The sequence below is a fragment of the Paraburkholderia phosphatilytica genome (assembly GCF_003443895.1).
Lineage (GTDB): Bacteria > Pseudomonadota > Gammaproteobacteria > Burkholderiales > Burkholderiaceae > Paraburkholderia > Paraburkholderia phosphatilytica.
On record NZ_QQOA01000017.1, the window covers coordinates 19,676 to 36,780 of the forward strand.

Below are 17,105 nucleotides of genomic sequence, written 5' to 3' on the forward strand. Positions count from 1 at the left end.
GCGCCGCTCCTCACAGTCCCAGAATCATCTGCGCGATGATGTTCTTCTGGATTTCGTTCGAACCGCCGTAGATCGACGTCTTGCGGTAGTTGAAGTAGTACGCCGCGAGCGGCGCCGCATCGTCGTCCACGATGCTGTGTTCGCGCTCGCCCGTGAGGAACGCCGGATCGAATGCCGCGGCCACCGGGCCCACGGTTTCGACCATCAGCTCGGTCAGCGCCTGCTGGACTTCGGTGCCCTTGATCTTCAGCATCGATGCCTCGGGCCCCGGACCACGCCCGCCCGCTTCGCTGCTCACCACGCGCAGCACCGTGACTTCGAGCGCCATCAGCTCGATCTCGAGATTCGCGACCTTTGCGCCGAACACCGGATCGTGCAGCAGCGGTTTGCCGTTCTTCCGCTGGTTCAGCGCAAGCTTCTTCAGGAATTCGAGCTCGCGTTTCGACTGGCCGACACGCGCGATGCCCGTGCGCTCGTGGCCGAGCAGGTACTTCGCGTAGGTCCAGCCGCGGTTCTCCTCGCCGACGAGGTTTTCGACGGGCACCTTCACGTCTTCGAGGAAGACTTCGTTCACCTCGTGCTCTTCGTCGAGCATGATGATCGGCCGCACGGTGACGCCCGGCGTCTTCATGTCGATGAGCAGGAACGAGATGCCCTCCTGCTTCTTCGCGCCGCTATCAGTGCGCACGAGGCAGAACATCATGTCGGCGTACTGACCGAGCGTGGTCCACGTTTTCTGGCCGTTCACCACATAGTGATCGCCAACGCGCTCGGCCTTCGTGCGCAGCGACGCGAGATCCGACCCGGAGCCCGGCTCAGAGTAACCCTGGCACCACCAGTCGGTACCATCGAGAATGCGCGGCAGGTAGTGGCGTTTCTGCGCTTCGCTGCCGTATTTCATCAGCACCGGCGCGACCATCGACACACCGAACGGCAGCACGCCGGGCGCGCCGATGCGGGCGCATTCTTCGTCCCAGATGTGACGCTGCGTCGCGTCCCAGCCGGGGCCGCCGTACTCGCGCGGCCACGCGGGCGCGGACCAGCCGCGCGTGCCGAGCAGGCGGTGCCAGCTCGCGAAGTCTTCGCGATTCAGGCGTTTGTGGTGGTGGACTTTGTCGCGCAGCTCGTGAGGCAGATTCGCTTCGAGCCAGGCGCGGACGTCGGCGCGGAACGCGTCGTCGGCGGGGGTGTAGTCGAGATTCATGCGCAGCGTCTCCTGGCCGCGGCCGGTGCCGCCGCGCGGAGACCGCTGCGTTACTGCAACGGTTCCTTCAGTGCGTCGGGCACGGGCAACGGCATCACATCGATGCCTTCTTCGACCAAGGCGCGCGCATCTTCGAGCGTTGTCACGCCACGAATGTTGCGAGCCGGCGCTTCCTCATAGTGGATGCGCCGCGCCTCCTCGGCGAAGCGGTCGCCCACGTTCTCCGTCTTTTCAAGGACCTCGCGCAGCGCGCGCATCACGCGCGCCTGGATCGCGCTGACATCCGGATTCGCGCCGCCTGCCACCGCGGCTGCCGCACTGGACGCACTGGCCGCACCCGGCTGGCTGCTTTCGGTCGCACCCGACAGATTGAGGCGCGGCGCCGACGGCAGGCGGTTCACCTGGGTCGCGCCGCACATCGGACATTCGACGAGCTTGCGGGACAACTGCGACTCGAAGTCATCCGCCGAAGCAAACCAGCCTTCGAACCGATGGCCATCCGGACACTGTAAATCGAGGACCTTCATAGGGAATCAGGGCTTGCGTAGAGTGTAGCGCAAAATCGAAAATTGTGAACGGTCGTTCGCAAAATTCACATACGCGTGGAGCCTGATTCTAACGCGCTGCACGGGTACGCGCCGAGATCCTCTGGATGCCGGCTACTGGCGGGCGGCTTTACCGCCCCCCTGCCCGCGTGTCCAGCGACGGGCACCGTCAGGCATCCTTCGCCGGATCGGACGTCGTCCACGTTCCGGACAGCACCTTCTCGAGCCAGAACGCGCCGAGGATCGTCTTCACGTCGGAGATCTGGCCGGTCCGCACCCACTCCAGCACATCGGCCGCGGGCGCGGTGAAGAGTTCGAGGAACTCGCCCTCGTCGAGCTTGCGCTCGCCTTCGGTGAGGCCCTTCGCCAGGAAGATGTCGATGAATTCGGTGGAGTACGAAATGATCGGATGCACGCGCGCGAGGTACACGTATTCGCGCGCCGAATAGCCGGTCTCCTCGCGCAGTTCGCGCTTCGCGCACGCAAGCGCGCCTTCGTTCGGATCGAGCTTGCCGGCGGGAAACTCGTACATCACCTTGCCCATCGGATAGCGGAACTGGCTCTCCATCAGCACGCGGCCATCGTCGAAGAGCGGGATCACCATCACCGCGCCGGGGTGCTTCACGTACTCGCGCGTGCCGTCGGTGCCGTCGGGCAGACGCACGGTGTCGCAGTTCACGGTGAGGAATGGCCCGCGATGCATCATTCTGCTTTCGGTGCAGACTTCATGCAGGTCGGCGCTGTGATCCGGCAGACCGGTTGCGAGTGAAACGGAGATGGGTTTGGACGGCTGTGTCATGAGCGACCTCTGGGAGGAATGCGGCGCCCACGACACCCGCGCGGACGCCGTCAGCGGCGTTTGACGAGATACTGCCAGGCGAAGCCGGGAAACGCGGCGACGACGAACAGGCTGAAGGTGATGGCGTAAAACTGCCAGCCCTGCTCGAAACGGTTGCCGGCACGGGCTTCCAGCAGGAAGCCGAGCGCGCCGACGGCGAAGTACAGCACGATCAGTTCGCCGATCCTGAGCCACGCGCTCTTCTTTTCCGCGCGCATCGGCACGAAAGCGAAGAGACGCTGGTTCAGGAACGGCAGGTTGGCGCCCACGAGCGCCACCAGCACGATAAACCAGCCCGCAGCCGACATCAGATCGACAGCGTGTGCGTGATCGCCGTCAGGCAGGCCGACATCAGCGGACCCGGCACGATACCGAGCACGAGGATCGCAACGCCGTTCACCGCGAGCAACGCACGCTTGAAGCCATCGGCTTCGATCGGCGACGTATCCGTCGGTGCGTCGAAGTACATCAGCTTGACGATGCGCAGGTAGTAGAACGCGCCGAACAGCGACGTGATCACCGCGAGCACCGACAGCCACGTGAGGCCGGCGTTCATCGCGCCTTCGAGCACCGCGAGCTTCGCGTAGAAGCCGACCGTCGGCGGAATGCCCGCGAGCGAGAACATCATCACCATCATCACGAACGCGTACACCGGGCTGCGCTGGTTGAGACCCTTGAAGTCGTCGAGCGTTTCAGCTTCGAAGTCGCGGCGCGCGAGCAGCATCACCATGCCGAACGTGCCGAGCGTCGTGACGAGATAGACGATGCTGTAGAACATCGCCGAACCGTACGCGCTCGCCGCGCCGGACACCTTGCCGTCCACCACGCCGGACAGCAGGCCGAGCAGCACGAAGCCCATGTTCGAGATCGCCGAGTACGCGAGCATCCGCTTGATGTTGCGCTGGACGATGCCGGTGATGTTGCCGACGATCATCGACAGCGCCGCGAGGATGATCAGCATTTCCTGCCAGTCCACGGCCAGCGGCAGCAGGCCCATCACGAGGAAGCGCAGACCCCACGCGAACGCCGCGACCTTCGGGCCACCGCCCGTCAGGAGCGTCATTGCGGTCGGCGCGCCCTGGTAGACGTCCGGCACCCACATGTGGAACGGCACGGCGCCCATCTTGAACGCGACACCGGCCACGATGAAGATCACGCCGAACAGCAGCACGACGTCGTTGATGTGACCCGACGCGACCGCCTTCAGCACGTCGTCGAGCTGCAGCGAGCCGGTCGCGCCATACAGCATCGAGATGCCGTACAGCAGGAAGCCGGAAGCCAGCGCGCCGAGCACGTAGTACTTCATCGCCGCTTCGTTCGACTGCGTCGCGTTACGACGCAGCGCGATCACCGCGTACAGCGACAGCGACATCAGTTCGAGGCCGAGGTACAGCGTGAGGAAGTTGTTGCCCGAGATCATCACGAGCTGGCCGAGCAGCGAGAACATCCCCAGCAGGAAGAAGTCGCCGCGGAACAGATCGCGATCTTCGAGGTACTTGCGCGAGTAGACGATCGACACGGCGTAGCCAAGCGACACTACCGCCTTCATCGCGCTCGCGAACGAGTCGACCACGTACATCTTCGAGAAGAAGTAATGCACCTGCGGATCGAACGCCTTCAGCGCGAACCAGATGCCGGCCGCGACCGACGACCACACCGCGATGTAGTACGTCGTGCGGCGTCCCGCCTGGCCGACGAACGTGTCGTTCAGCCACGCGACGACGACCGCTGCCATCAGCAGCGCGTCGGGCCACAGAGCGTTCATGGAAGCGTTTTGCATGATTGATTCAGTCTCCGCTCTGGCTTACTGGGACAACGGCAGCTTCGACTGCGCGACGTGCGTAAGAAGGTTATCGACCGACACGTGCATCACGTCGGTGAAAGGCTTCGGATGGATGCCCATATACAGCGTGAGCAGCGCGAGCACGCCGAGCATCACGAACTCGCGGCGGTTCACGTCGAGCAGGTCCTTCACGTGGCCGTTGCCGACCGCGCCGAAGTACACGCGCTTGTACATCCACAGCGTGTACGCCGCGCCGAGAATCAGCGTGAGCGCCGCGCCGCCGGCGATCCAGAAGTTGAACTGCACAGCCGCCAGAATCACCATGAATTCGCCGACGAAACCGGAGGTGCCCGGCAGGCCGCAGTTGGCCATCGAGAACAGCATCGCGAACGCGGCGAACTTCGGCATCACGTTGACGACGCCGCCGTAGTCGGCGATCTGGCGCGAGTGCATGCGGTCGTACAGCACGCCGATGCACAGGAACATCGCGCCCGACACGAAGCCGTGCGAGATCATCTGCACGATCGCGCCTTCCACGCCCATCTGGCTGAAGATGAAGAAACCGAGCGTGACGAAGCCCATGTGCGCGATCGACGAATACGCGACGAGCTTCTTCATGTCCGCCTGCACCAGCGCGACGAGACCGATGTAGATCACCGCGATCAGCGACAGCGTGATCACGACCGGCGCGAGGAAGTGACTCGCGTCAGGCGCGATCGGCAGCGAGAAGCGCAGGAAACCGTACGCGCCGAGCTTGAGCATGATCGCCGCCAGCACGACTGAGCCGCCCGTCGGCGCTTCCACGTGCGCGTCCGGCAGCCAGGTATGGACCGGCCACATCGGCACCTTGACGGCGAACGCGAGGAAGAACGCTATGAAGAGCAGCACCTGCGGCGTCATCGGGATCTTCGCGGCCTGCCACGTGGCGAGATCGAACGTGCCCGTCTGCGTGTACAGGTAGATCAGCGCGATCAGCATCAGCAGCGAGCCCATCAGCGTGTACAGGAAGAACTTGAACGCCGCGTACACGCGGTTCGGTCCGCCCCACACGCCGATGATGATGTACATCGGGATCAGCGTCGCTTCGAAGAACACGTAGAACAGCATGCCGTCGGCCGCGCTGAACACGCCGACCATGATGCCCGACAGGATCAGGAACGCAGCCAGGTACTGGCCGACGTTCTTCGTGATCACTTCCCACGCGGAGATCACGACGATCACCGTGATCAGCGCGGTCAGCACGACGAACCACATCGAGATGCCGTCCACGCCCAGGTGATACGTGATGTTGAAGCGTTCGATCCAGTTCGACTTCTCTTCGAACTGCAGACCGGCTGTGGTCGAATCGAAGCTCGTGATGAGCGGCAGCGTGGCGATGAAGCTCGCCACCGAGCCGATCAGCGCGAGCCAGCGCGCCGGGCCGGGATTCTTGTCGCTGCCGACCGCGAGCACGAGGAGGCCGAAAATGATCGGCATCCAGATCGCGATACTGAGGATGGGATAGTTATGCATTCTCGTCCCTCGCCTTATTTGCCGCCGAGCGTTACAAACAGGGTCAAGAGCCCCAACATGCCGATGATCATGGCAAACGCGTAGTGGTAGATGTAACCGGATTGCAGGAAACGGATCACGCTCGCGAACCAGCCGATGAAGCGCGCGCTGCCGTTGACGATACCGTCGATGACGACGACGTCGCCCTCTTTCCAGAGGCCGCGGCCGATCGCGACAGCGCCGCGCGCGAACACGACCTCGTTGATCTTGTCCATGTAGTACTTGTTGTCGAGCAGCGTGTAGATCGGACCGAACGCGCGGCGAACCACGGCCGGCAGGTCCGGACGCTTCAGGTACATGAACCACGCGGTGACGATACCCGCGAGCGCGAGCCACACCGGCAGACCCGACACCGAGCTCAGACCCATCGCGACCCAGCCGTGGAATTCTTCGGCCATCTCCTTCAGCGCCGGATGGTTGTCGCCGATGAAGATCACGCTGCTGTACGCGACGCCATGCTGGAAGAAGTCGCCGTACAGCATCGGGCCGATCGCGATCGCGCCGATGATGACCGACGGAATGGCCAGCAGTACGAGCGGCAGCCACACCACCCACGGCGTTTCGTGCGGCTCGTGTGCATGACCGTGGCCGTGGTCGTCATGACCGTGTGCGTCATGACCGTGGCCGTGATCGTCGTGGCCATGTGCGTCGTGACCGTGCGCAGCCGCGTGCGCGGCTTCGATGCCCATCGGCGAGTCGGGATGCTTCGGACCGCGGAAGCGCTCCTCGCCATGGAACACCATGAAGTACATACGGAACGAGTACAGCGCCGTGACGAACACGCTCGCGGTGACCGCGAAGTACGCGAAGCCCGAACCCGGCAGATGAGACAGCTTCACCGCGTCGATGATCGAGTCTTTCGAGTAGTAGCCTGAAAAGAACGGCGTGCCGATCAGCGCGAGCGAACCGATCAGCGACGTGATCCACGTGATCGGCATGTACTTGCGCAGGCCGCCCATGTTGCGCATGTCCTGATCGTGGTGCATGCCGATGATCACCGAACCGGCGCCGAGGAACAGCAGCGCCTTGAAGAACGCGTGCGTCATCAGGTGGAACACGGCGACCGAGTACGCCGATGCGCCGAGCGCGGCGGTCATGTAGCCGAGCTGCGACAGCGTCGAATACGCGACCACGCGCTTGATGTCGTTCTGGACGATGCCGAGGAAGCCCATGAAGAGCGCCGTGATCGCGCCGATCACCATGATGAACGACAGCGCGGTGTCCGACAGTTCGAACAGCGGCGACATGCGCGTCACCATGAAGATACCGGCCGTCACCATGGTCGCCGCGTGAATCAGCGCGGAGATCGGCGTCGGGCCTTCCATCGAATCCGGCAGCCACACGTGCAGCGGGAACTGCGCGGACTTACCCATCGCGCCGATGAACAGGCAGATACAGGCCACCGTCAGCAGACCCCAGCTCGTGCCCGGGAACGACAGCGTGGCGAGTTCGTGGCTCTTCGCGAACACTTCCGCGTAGTTCAGCGAGCCGCCGTACGCGAGCAGCAGACCAATGCCGAGCAGGAAGCCGAAGTCGCCCACGCGGTTCACGAGGAACGCCTTCATGTTCGCGTAGATCGCGCTCTCACGCTTGAAGTAGAAGCCGATCAGCAGGTACGACACGAGACCCACCGCTTCCCAGCCGAAGAACAGCTGCAGGAAGTTGTTGCTCATCACGAGCATCAGCATCGAGAACGTGAACAGCGAGATGTACGAGAAGAAGCGCTGGTAGCCCGTCTCTTCGTCGGCCATGTAGCCGATGGTGTAGATGTGCACCATCAGCGACACGAAGTTCACGACGCACATCATCATCGCGGTGAGCGAGTCGACCAGGAAGCCGACTTCCATGTTCAGCTTGCCGACCGTCATCCATTCGTAGATCGTCGCGTTGAAGCTCGCGCCTTGCATGACGTCGAGAAACACGACGACCGACAGGACGAGCGAGATGAACACGCCGAGGATCGTGATCGAGTGGGCGCCCTTCCGACCCACCGTGTTCCCGAACAGCCCCGCGATCAGCGAGCCGACGAGCGGTGCGAGCGGAATCGCCAGCAGCAGGTTTTCGTTGAGTGTCGTTGACATAACAGCAGTGCCTGAATTTAACCTTTGAGCTGATCGAGATCCTCGACGTTGATCGTGTCGAGGCTGCGGAACAGGGTCACCAGAATGGCGAGGCCGATCGCCGCTTCGGCTGCCGCGACGGTCAGCACGAAGAACACGAAGATCTGGCCATGCACGTCGCCGAGGTAATGCGAGAAGGCGACGAAATTGGTGTTCACCGCCAGCAGCATCAGCTCGATCGCCATCAGGATGATGATCACGTTGCGACGGTTCAGGAAAATGCCGACGACGGCAATCGCGAACAGGATCGCGCCGAGTACGAGGTAATGAGCAAGGGACAACATGTTTTTCTCCTCCTGTTCGCTCAGCCGTTGCTGCCCGGCGCGGTGGTGCCCGCTGCCTCGGCCTGCGCGGCGGCTTCCGGCGCCGCCCGCTCCACCGGCATCTTCACGATGCGCACGCGGTCCTGACGGCGCACCTTGACCTGATCCGACACGCGCTGACGCTTGCTGTCCTTCTGGTGGCGCGTGGTCAGTGCGATCGCCGCGATGATCGCCACCAGCAGCACGAGGCCGGCGACTTCGAACGCGAAGATGTAGTCCGTGTAGATGATCTTGCCGATCAGGCGCGTGTTCGACCACGAGCCCGCGGCTGCACCCGCCGCCGCGGCCGACGTGTCGGGCACGGGCGAGATCGTCGCGCCGTAGCCGTGCCACAGGATCAGCGCGGTCTCGACGACGATGATCGCGCCGACGATCGACGCCATCGGCACGAAGCGGCGGAAGTCGCGTCGCAGTTCGTCGAGATTGATGTCCAGCATCATCACGACGAACAGGAACAGCACCATCACCGCGCCGACGTAGACGAGCACCAGCAGGATGGCGAGGAACTCGGCCTCGAGCAGCATCCAGATCGCGGCCGCGTTGAAGAACGCGAGCACGAGGAACAGCGCGGACGCTACCGGGTTGCGCGAAGTGATCACCTTCAGCCCTGACACCGTCAGGAGCAGCGCGAAGATGTAGAACAGTACGGTCGTGAATTCCATGATTACCGGTTCATCGTTAGGCCATCGTCAGCCATGGTTCTTTGGCACGGGTTCGACCCTGTACCGCGGCGCGCTGTTACTGCGTGGCGCCTGCCTGCCGCGTCGAACGCTCCACTCCTGCGATCAGCGGTACGGTGCGTCCGCTGCCTTGTTCGCAGCGATTTCCGCTTCGTAACGATCGCCCACTGCCAGCAGCATGTCCTTCGTGAAGTACAGGTCGCCGCGCTTCTCGCCGTGATATTCGAGGATGTGCGTCTCGACGATCGAATCGACGGGGCAGCTCTCTTCGCAGAAACCGCAGAAGATGCATTTGGTCAGGTCAATGTCGTAGCGCGTCGTGCGGCGCGTGTTGTCCGCGCGCGTTTCCGATTCGATCGTGATGGCGAGCGCCGGGCACACCGCTTCGCACAGCTTGCAGGCGATGCAGCGCTCTTCGCCGTTTTCATAGCGGCGCAGCGCGTGCAGACCGCGAAAGCGCGGCGAGATCGGCGTTTTTTCTTCCGGGAACTGCACGGTGAACTTGCGCTTGAACGTGTAACGACCCGTCAGCGCGAGACCCTTGATCAGTTCGGTCAGGAAGAAAGTCTTGAAGAAGTTTTGAATTGCGGTCATGGAGTCACCCGCCCTTATTTCCAGATATTCAACGGCGACATGATCCAGAAGCCGACCACCACCAGCCAGACGACGCTGACCGGAATAAACACCTTCCAGCCGAGACGCATGATCTGGTCATAGCGGTAGCGCGGAAACGTGGCACGCACCCAGATGAATACCGACAGCAACGCGAACACCTTGAACACCAGCCAGAAGATGCCCGGAATGAACGACAGGAAGCCGAACGGAGCCGACCAGCCGCCGAGGAACAGCGTCGCGGCGAGCGCCGAGATCACGATCATGTTGATGTACTCGGCGAGGAAGAACAGCGCGAACGCCATACCCGAGTAATCGATCATGTGACCCGCGACGATTTCCGATTCGCCTTCCACCACGTCGAACGGATGGCGGTTCGTTTCCGCGATGCCCGACACGAAGTAGACGACGAACATCGGCAGGAGCGGCAGCCAGTTCCACGACAGGAAGTTGATGCCGTACGACGCGAAGATGCCGTGTTCCTGCGAACCGACGATGCCCGACAGGTTCAGCGTGCCGGCCGTCATCAGCACGACGACGAGCGCGAAGCCCATCGAGATTTCGTACGAGACCATCTGCGCGGCCGCGCGCATCGCGCCGAGGAACGCGTACTTCGAGTTCGACGCCCAGCCGGCGAGAATCACGCCGTACACGCCGATCGACGAGATCGCCATCGCATACAGCAGGCCCGCGTTGATGTCGCCGAGCACCGCGCCCGCCTGGAACGGAATCACCGCCCACACCGCGAACGCCGGCACCACCACCATCACCGGCGCGATCAGGTAGATCCAGCGGCTCGCCTGCGCCGGCTGGATCACTTCCTTCAGCAGCAGCTTCAGCACGTCGGCGATCGGCTGCAACAGACCCGCGGGACCCACGCGGTTCGGGCCGAGACGCACGTGCATCCAGCCGATGAGCTTGCGCTCCCAGAGGATCAGGTAAGCGACGCACAGCAGGATCGCCACCGCCACCACGAGGATGCGCACCAGCGCCCACACCGTGGGCCAGGCCACCCCGAGCAGCTGGGTGCCGCCTGCGTTGATCGTATCGAACAAGCTCATTTACGCCTTCTCCACCACCAGTTCACCGAACAGGCTGCCGAGCGCCGCACCGGCAGGCGTTGCCGCCGACACGCGAACGACCGTCGCAGCGAGATTCGCATCGCGCACTGCCGGCAGCTGCACCGACAGATCCCCCTGGCGCACGCGGATGGCGTCGCCGTCCTTCAACCCGAGCCGGTCGAACAGTTCCGCCGGCAGACCCGCCACGTTCGCGTTGCGCGCGGCGACCGTCAGATGCAGCGACGGTGCGCGGCGCACGATCGGATCGGCGTGATAGATCGGCACATCGGCGATCCGCTCGAAGCTGCCGTTCGCCGCCGCGGCCTTCGCGCCGCGCGCGACGGTGACGCCCGTGCCGTTCGACAGACGCGCAGCGAAGCTGCCGTCGCCGAGCGCGGCCGTGCGCACTTCTTCCGACGTGTCGAAAGCGAAATCCGGCGCGTCGAGCAGGCTGCCCAGCACGCGCAGCACCTTCCATGCGGGACGCGTTTCGCCGAGCGGACGCACGACGCCGTTGAAACCCTGCACCGTGCCTTCCGCGTTGACCAGCGTGCCGGCCGTTTCCGTGAACGGCGACACCGGCAGCAGCACGTCGGCGTAGTCGAGGCCGGTCTTGAACGGCGTCAGCATCACGACCATCTCGGCGGCCTTCAGCGCGGCGAGCGCCTGCGCCGGGTTGGCCGTGTCGAACTCGGGCTCGACGTTCAGCAGCACGTAGCCCTTGCGCGGCTGCGCGAACACCTCGGCGGCATTCAGACCGCCGTCGCCCGGCAGTGCGCCGACGAGATGCGCGCCAACCGTGTTCGCGCCTTCGGTCAGGAAGCCGAGCTTCGCGCCCGTGTTGTCGGCGATCCACTGCGCGGCGGCATGGATCAGCGCGAACTGCGGATGCTGGACGGCGCCGTTGCCGAGCAGCACGACGCGCTGCTCGCCCGCGGCGAGCGCGGCTGCAGCGGCCTTGTGCGCATCGGATGCGGACGTGCCGGCGAAGGCTTCGGGAACCGCGACACCCTTCACGTCGGCGAGCGCGGTGGCGATGCCGGCGAGCTCGTCGAGCCATGCGGACGGCGCAGCGACGATACGATGCGAACCCGGGATCAGCGCGTCATCGTTCGAGGCCTGCAGGAACGTGATCGTCGCGCCCGACTTCGCGGCCTGGCGCAGACGTGCGGCGAAGAGCGGATGATCGCGGCGCAGGAACGAGCCGATCACGAACGCCGTATCGACGACGGACAGATCCGCGATCGCGGCGCCGAGCCACGGCGCGCCGTTCAGCGGCGCGGAGAAATCGATCTGGCGCAGACGGAAGTCGACGTTCGGCGTGCCGATCGCGTTCTTCGCGAGCGCGTTCAGCAGGAACAGTTCTTCGACCGTGCTGTTCGGGCTTGCGAGCGCCGCCAGCGCATTCGCGCCGTGGTCGCCCTTGATGCCCTTGAAACCCTTGACCACGTATTCGAGCGCGGTCTGCCAGTCGGTTTCGACCCACTTGCCGCCCTGCTTCAGCATCGGCGACGTCAGACGCTCGGCGCTGTTCAGCGCTTCGTACGAGAAGCGGTCCTTGTCCGAAATCCAGCATTCGTTGACCGCTTCGTTCTCGAACGGCAGCACGCGCATCACGCGGTTGTTCTTCACCTGCACGACGAGGTTCGCGCCGACGGAATCGTGCGGGCTCACCGAGCGGCGGCGCGACAGTTCCCACGTCCGCGCGCTGTAGCGGAACGGCTTGCTCGTGAGCGCGCCGACCGGGCACAGGTCGATCATGTTGCCCGACAGTTCCGAATCCACCGTCTTGCCGACGAACGACGTGATTTCCGAATGCTCGCCGCGGCCCAGCATGCCCAGCTCCATCACGCCGGCCACTTCCTGGCCGAAGCGCACGCAGCGCGTGCAGTGGATGCAGCGGGTCATCTCTTCCATCGAGATCAGCGGGCCCACGTTCTTGTGGAACACCACGCGCTTCTCTTCGCTGTAACGCGACGACGACTTGCCGTAGCCGACCGCCAGATCCTGCAGCTGGCACTCGCCGCCCTGATCGCAGATCGGGCAGTCGAGCGGGTGATTGATCAGCAGGAACTCCATCACGGATTGCTGCGCCTTCACCGCCTTGTCCGACTTCGTGCGAACGATCATGCCCTGCGAGACCGGCGTCGCGCATGCGGGCACGGCCTTCGGCATCTTCTCGACTTCGACGAGACACATCCGGCAGTTGGCCGCGATCGACAGCTTCTTGTGGTAGCAGAAGTGCGGAATGTATGTATCGACCTTATGCGCAGCCTGGATCACCATGCTGCCTTCCGGCACTTCGACCGACTTGCCGTCTATTTCAAGTTCAACCATGATGGTTAATCTTCCTTAACCTGTTACCGCTCAATCGTTCGCCCCGTTCGCCGCGCGAGTGCGCTATTGCACGATTCGCTGCAGCGACGAATTCCGCGTTTGACCTGTGGCACTACGCTTTTGCAGCCGGACGGCGCCGCGCGGGTGTGGGACCTGCGCGCGCCGTACTGCTCAACCGCTCGATCAGGCAGCGACCGTTTCTGCCGCCGCGTGCGCGCCCGCGTGTCCGCCGACAAGGCAGCGCTTGTTCGCGACGTGATATTCGAACTCGTCCCAGTAGTGCTTGAGCATGCCGCGCACCGGCATCGCCGCCGCATCGCCGAGCGCGCAGATCGTGCGGCCCATGATGTTCTCGGCAACCGAGTTCAGCAGGTCCAGATCTTCCTGGCGGCCCTGGCCGTGCTCGATACGGTGCACCACGCGATACAGCCAGCCGGTGCCTTCGCGGCACGGCGTGCACTGGCCGCACGATTCCTCGTAGTAGAAGTACGACAGACGCAACAGCGAGCGCACCATGCAGCGCGTCTCGTCCATCACGATCACCGCGCCCGAACCGAGCATCGAGCCGGCCTTCGCGATCGAGTCGTAGTCGAGGTCGGTCTGCATCATCAGATCGCCCGGCACCACCGGCGCCGACGAACCGCCCGGAATCACTGCCTTGATCTTCCTGCCGCCGCGCATGCCGCCCGCGAGTTCCATCAGCTTCGAGAACGGCGTGCCGAGCGGAACCTCGTAGTTGCCCGGACGCTCGATGTCGCCGGACACCGAGAAGATCTTCGTGCCGCCGTTGTTCGGCTTGCCGAGTTCGAGGTACGCCTGCGGGCCGATTTCCAGCAGGAACGGCACGGCGGCGAACGTCTCGGTGTTGTTGATCGTGGTCGGCTTGCCGTACACGCCGAAGCTCGCCGGGAACGGCGGCTTGAAGCGCGGCTGGCCTTTCTTGCCTTCGAGCGATTCGAGCAGCGCCGTCTCTTCGCCGCAGATGTACGCGCCATAACCATGGTGCGCGTGCAGCTGGAACGAGAACGGCGAGCCCATGATGTTGTCGCCGAGATAGCCGGCCGCGCGCGCTTCTTCCAGCGCCTCTTCGAAACGCTTGTACGTTTCGAAGATTTCGCCGTGGATGTAGTTGTAGCCGACCGTGATCCCCATCGCGTACGCGCCGATGGCCATGCCTTCGATCAGCGAATGCGGATTCCAGCGCAGGATGTCGCGGTCCTTGAACGTGCCCGGTTCGCCTTCGTCCGAATTGCAGACGAGGTACTTCTGCCCCGGGAACTGACGCGGCATGAAGCTCCACTTCAGGCCGGTCGGGAAGCCCGCACCGCCGCGGCCGCGCAGACCCGACGCCTTGACGTCGGCGATCACCTGCTCGGGCGGAATCTTTTCTTCGAGGATGCGGCGCAGCTGCTTGTAGCCGCCGCGCGCTTCGTAGTCTTTCAGATGCCAGTTGTCGCCGTTCAGTCCGGCGAGAATCAGCGGCTTGATGTGACGGTCGTGCAGAGAGGTCATTTCGACAGTTCCTCCAGCAGCTGGTCGATCTTCTCGCGGCTCATGAAACTGCACATGCGGTGGTTGTTCACGAGCATGACCGGTGCGTCGCCGCACGAGCCCATGCACTCGCCTTCCTTGAGCGTGAACTTGCCATCCGACGTGGTTTCGCCGAAGTCGATGCCGAGCTTCTGCTTCAGGTATTCGGCGGCGCTTTCCGAGCCGCCATCCGGGCCGAGCTGGCACGGCAGATTCGTGCAGAGCGTGATCTTGTATTTGCCGACGGGCGACGTCTCGTACATCGTGTAGAAGGTTGCCACCTCCTGCACCGCGACGGCCGGCATGCCGAGGTAGTCCGCGACGAACTGCATCAGTTCGGGCGACAGCCAGCCATGCTCTTCCTGAGCGACGGCCAGCGCCGACATCACGGCGGACTGTTTCTGATCGGCGGGGTACTTCGTCAGCGCGCGATCGATTTCTTTCAGGCCTTCAGCTGAGATCATTTTCAGACACGACTCTTTTCAATTCCTACCGAACGAAAACCTGCCGCGAAAAAGCACAGCGACAGACGTGGCGTTCCTGGGGTGATACGCGGCACGCGCCTTTCGATGCTGCCGGCAACGCGCCGTGGTACGGGTACTGCGGGCGCGGCCACGCGAGCCGCGCTGCACCGGCCGCTACGATTTAGCGGTCGACTTCACCGAACACGATGTCCTGCGTACCGATGATCGTCACTGCGTCGGCGATCATGTGGCCGCGGGCCATTTCATCGAGTGCGGACAGATGCGCGTAACCCGGCGCGCGGATCTTCAGGCGATACGGCTTGTTCGCGCCGTCCGACACGAGATAGATGCCGAACTCGCCCTTCGGATGCTCGACGGCGGCGTACGCTTCGCCTTCGGGCACGTGGAAGCCTTCGGTGAAGAGCTTGAAGTGGTGAATCAGCTCTTCCATGTTCGACTTCATGTTGACGCGCGACGGCGGCGCAACCTTGTGGTTGTCCGTCATCACCGGGCCCGGATTCTTGCGCAGCCACTCGATACATTGTTTCGCAATGCGTACGGACTGGCGCATCTCCTCGACACGCACGAGGTAGCGGTCGTAGCAGTCGCCGTTCACGCCCACCGGGATGTCGAAATCCAGGCGGTCGTACACTTCGTACGGCTGCTTCTTGCGCAGATCCCACTCGATACCCGAGCCGCGCAGCATCGCGCCGGTGAGGCCGAGCTGCAGCGCGCGTTCCGGGCTGACCACGCCGATCCCGACGAGACGCTGCTTCCAGATCCGGTTGTCGGTCAGGAGCGTTTCGTATTCGTCGACGCAGCGCGGGAAGCGGTTGAAGAAGTCGTCGATGAAGTCGAGCAGCGAACCCGAGCGCGCTTCGTTCATCTTCGCCAACGCTTTCGCATTGTGAATTTTCGACGCCTTGTATTGCGGCATTGCGTCAGGCAGATCGCGATAGACGCCGCCCGGACGGTAGTACGCCGCGTGCATCCGTGCACCGGACACCGCCTCGTACACGTCCATCAGGTCTTCGCGTTCGCGGAATGCGTACAGGAACACCGCCATCGCGCCGACGTCGAGCGCGTGCGCGCCGATCCACATCAGGTGGTTCAGCACCCGGGTGACTTCGTCGAACAGCACGCGGATGTACTGCGCGCGCTCCGGCACGTCGATGCCGAGCAGACGCTCGATCGCCATCACGTAGCCGTGTTCGTTGACCATCATCGACACGTAGTCGAGACGGTCCATGTACGGCACCGACTGGATGAAGGTCTTGTTTTCCGCGAGCTTCTCAGTGGCGCGATGCAGAAGGCCGATGTGCGGATCGGCGCGCTGGATCACTTCGCCGTCGAGTTCGAGCACGAGGCGCAGCACGCCGTGCGCTGCCGGGTGCTGCGGACCGAAGTTGAGCGTGTAGTTCTTGATCTCTGCCATGGCGTGTTCTCAGTGTTTCAGGCCGCCATAGTGATCCTCGCGGATCACGCGCGGCGTGATTTCCCGCGGCTCGATCGTCACCGGCTGGTAGACGACGCGCTTCTCTTCCGCGTCGTAGCGCATCTCGACGTAGCCGGAAACCGGGAAATCCTTGCGGAACGGATGGCCGATGAAGCCATAGTCGGTGAGAATGCGGCGCAGGTCGGGGTGACCTTCGAACACGATGCCGTAGAGGTCGAACGCTTCGCGCTCGTACCAGTTCGCCGAATTCCAGATGTCGACGACGGACGGCACGAGCGGCACGTCGTCATCCGGTGCGAACACGCGCACACGCAGACGCCAGTTGTTCGAGATCGACAGCAGATGCAGTACGGACGCGAAGCGCGGGCCGTCATACGCGCCGTCGCCGTAGGCCTGGTAATCGACGCCGCACAGGTCGATCAGCTGTTCGAAACCGAGCGAGCGGTTGTCGCGCAGCGTCTTCGCGATGTCGAGGAATTCGCTTGCCTTGACGACGATCGTGAGCTCGCCGATTGCTTCGGTAACGCTCTGCAGGCGGCCGCCAAAAGCCGCCTCGAGGTTCGCCTTGAGAGTCTCGAGTTTGCTTGCCATATTGTGGGGA

16 protein-coding genes are annotated in these 17,105 nt (G+C 63.6%); all 16 read right to left on the reverse strand.

All coding sequences use genetic code 11. The features are described from left to right. Nucleotides 1-10: 10 nt before the first annotated feature. A complete protein-coding gene (locus tag DVS29_RS18995; RefSeq protein ID WP_118182038.1) occupies nucleotides 11-1,204 on the reverse strand; it encodes an acyl-CoA dehydrogenase family protein in 1,194 nt (397 codons plus the stop codon). Nucleotides 1,205-1,254: 50 nt separating this feature from the next. Continuing rightward, nucleotides 1,255-1,731, reverse strand: a complete 477-nt coding sequence (locus tag DVS29_RS19000) for a DUF1178 family protein (protein ID WP_118182039.1) — start codon at nucleotides 1,729-1,731, stop codon at nucleotides 1,255-1,257. Between the two features lie 187 nt (nucleotides 1,732-1,918). Further along, on the reverse strand, nucleotides 1,919-2,548 hold the full coding sequence (locus tag DVS29_RS19005; RefSeq protein WP_118182040.1) for an NUDIX domain-containing protein: 630 nt from the start codon (nucleotides 2,546-2,548) through the stop codon (nucleotides 1,919-1,921). A 50-nt stretch (nucleotides 2,549-2,598) separates the two neighbouring features. After that, a complete protein-coding gene (locus tag DVS29_RS19010) occupies nucleotides 2,599-2,895 on the reverse strand; it encodes a DUF2818 family protein (protein ID WP_118182041.1) in 297 nt (98 codons plus the stop codon). Further along, nucleotides 2,895-4,367: an NADH-quinone oxidoreductase subunit NuoN gene (nuoN, locus tag DVS29_RS19015; protein WP_118182042.1), complete on the reverse strand. Its 1,473-nt coding sequence runs from the start codon at nucleotides 4,365-4,367 to the stop codon at nucleotides 2,895-2,897. Before nuoN ends, DVS29_RS19010 begins: the two co-directional genes overlap by 1 nt. Before the next feature lie 24 nt (nucleotides 4,368-4,391). Beyond that, nucleotides 4,392-5,882 carry an NADH-quinone oxidoreductase subunit M gene (locus DVS29_RS19020; protein ID WP_118182043.1) on the reverse strand — a complete coding sequence of 497 codons (1,491 nt, stop codon included), beginning with the start codon at nucleotides 5,880-5,882 and terminating at the stop codon, nucleotides 4,392-4,394. Nucleotides 5,883-5,896: 14 nt separating this feature from the next. Continuing rightward, a complete protein-coding gene (nuoL, locus tag DVS29_RS19025) occupies nucleotides 5,897-8,002 on the reverse strand; it encodes an NADH-quinone oxidoreductase subunit L (protein ID WP_118182044.1) in 2,106 nt (701 codons plus the stop codon). Between the two features lie 17 nt (nucleotides 8,003-8,019). Next, the gene (gene nuoK / locus DVS29_RS19030; protein ID WP_118182045.1) at nucleotides 8,020-8,325 is read right to left on the reverse strand and encodes an NADH-quinone oxidoreductase subunit NuoK; all 306 of its coding nucleotides are present in this window, start codon (nucleotides 8,323-8,325) and stop codon (nucleotides 8,020-8,022) included. Nucleotides 8,326-8,345: 20 nt separating this feature from the next. After that, nucleotides 8,346-9,026, reverse strand: coding sequence for an NADH-quinone oxidoreductase subunit J (locus DVS29_RS19035; RefSeq protein ID WP_118182046.1), 681 nt, complete (start codon nucleotides 9,024-9,026; stop codon nucleotides 8,346-8,348). A 123-nt stretch (nucleotides 9,027-9,149) separates the two neighbouring features. After that, nucleotides 9,150-9,638, reverse strand: a complete 489-nt coding sequence (nuoI, locus tag DVS29_RS19040) for an NADH-quinone oxidoreductase subunit NuoI (protein ID WP_118182047.1) — start codon at nucleotides 9,636-9,638, stop codon at nucleotides 9,150-9,152. A gap of 14 nt (nucleotides 9,639-9,652) precedes the next feature. After that, nucleotides 9,653-10,717 carry an NADH-quinone oxidoreductase subunit NuoH gene (gene nuoH, locus DVS29_RS19045; RefSeq protein ID WP_118182048.1) on the reverse strand — a complete coding sequence of 355 codons (1,065 nt, stop codon included), beginning with the start codon at nucleotides 10,715-10,717 and terminating at the stop codon, nucleotides 9,653-9,655. Then, nucleotides 10,718-13,054, reverse strand: coding sequence for an NADH-quinone oxidoreductase subunit NuoG (nuoG, locus tag DVS29_RS19050; protein ID WP_118182049.1), 2,337 nt, complete (start codon nucleotides 13,052-13,054; stop codon nucleotides 10,718-10,720). A gap of 183 nt (nucleotides 13,055-13,237) precedes the next feature. Further along, on the reverse strand, nucleotides 13,238-14,566 hold the full coding sequence (nuoF, locus tag DVS29_RS19055; protein ID WP_118182050.1) for an NADH-quinone oxidoreductase subunit NuoF: 1,329 nt from the start codon (nucleotides 14,564-14,566) through the stop codon (nucleotides 13,238-13,240). Then, nucleotides 14,563-15,048 (reverse strand): NADH-quinone oxidoreductase subunit NuoE, encoded by a 486-nt coding sequence (gene nuoE, locus DVS29_RS19060; RefSeq protein WP_118182051.1) that lies wholly within the window; start codon nucleotides 15,046-15,048, stop codon nucleotides 14,563-14,565. Before nuoE ends, nuoF begins: the two co-directional genes overlap by 4 nt. Nucleotides 15,049-15,229: 181 nt before the next feature. Continuing rightward, the gene (locus DVS29_RS19065; protein ID WP_118182052.1) at nucleotides 15,230-16,483 is read right to left on the reverse strand and encodes an NADH-quinone oxidoreductase subunit D; all 1,254 of its coding nucleotides are present in this window, start codon (nucleotides 16,481-16,483) and stop codon (nucleotides 15,230-15,232) included. A gap of 9 nt (nucleotides 16,484-16,492) precedes the next feature. Continuing rightward, nucleotides 16,493-17,095, reverse strand: a complete 603-nt coding sequence (locus DVS29_RS19070; RefSeq protein WP_118182053.1) for an NADH-quinone oxidoreductase subunit C — start codon at nucleotides 17,093-17,095, stop codon at nucleotides 16,493-16,495. Between the last annotated feature and the right edge of the window lie 10 nt (nucleotides 17,096-17,105).